The sequence below is a fragment of the Polaromonas sp. P1_E3 genome, from assembly GCF_056405935.1.
In genome coordinates, this window is the sequence record NZ_JBFUBD010000860.1 from 1 (window position 1) to 534 (window position 534).

The 534-nt window shown below is 58.2% G+C and carries 2 protein-coding genes; one reads left to right on the forward strand and one right to left on the reverse strand.

Features of this window, described 5'->3' with window-relative positions:
• Positions 1 to 213: GNAT family N-acetyltransferase (locus tag AC1D0Z_RS23985; RefSeq protein WP_477660601.1), on the reverse strand; the 213-nt coding region annotated here is incomplete at its 3' end.
• A 213-nt stretch (positions 214 to 426) separates the two neighbouring features.
• Between AC1D0Z_RS23985 and AC1D0Z_RS23990 the strand changes: the two genes are divergently transcribed.
• Positions 427 to 534 (forward strand): twin-arginine translocation signal domain-containing protein (locus AC1D0Z_RS23990; protein ID WP_477660602.1); only part of this gene is annotated, 108 nt, incomplete at its 3' end.

The window sequence follows — 534 nt, forward strand, 5'->3', positions numbered from 1 at the left end:
GCTGAGGAAGTACACCGCAAAGCCCACCGGCTTGCCGTCGATTTCGCAAATGAGGCCCCGGGCAGGCGTCCCGGTTTCAAAGAGGCTGCGCTTGATGTCGGCGACATTCGCGATGACTTCATGCGCTGCTTTTTCGTAAGTGGCCAGCTCGACGATGAAGCCGTGAATGATTGCAGCGTCACCGGCGTGCGCGTTTCGGATTTCAATGTTCATGGCGTTTTCCTGTGATGGAGGTAAAAGGCGGCCCGGCGTCTGCACAGATGCCATTGCCTGCCTAGAATGGGTTGCCTGTTGGCTTTCCAGCAAATATAAGGTCCTATCGAAGTCCCGAACGTTTGCGGGTTTAAGTGTTTTTTTCCGTGGACCGTGCCTCGGGCAACTTGCCCTTCAACTTTCCCCCGCCGACTGAACCACTAACGCAGGCCCATGCCGAATCTCTTTCTTTCCCGTCGCCATTTCCTGCAACAGGCTGCGGCCGTCACTTCCGGTGCGGCCGTGCTTCCTGCCATGTCGCAGGGGCTCACCGGCCCGGCC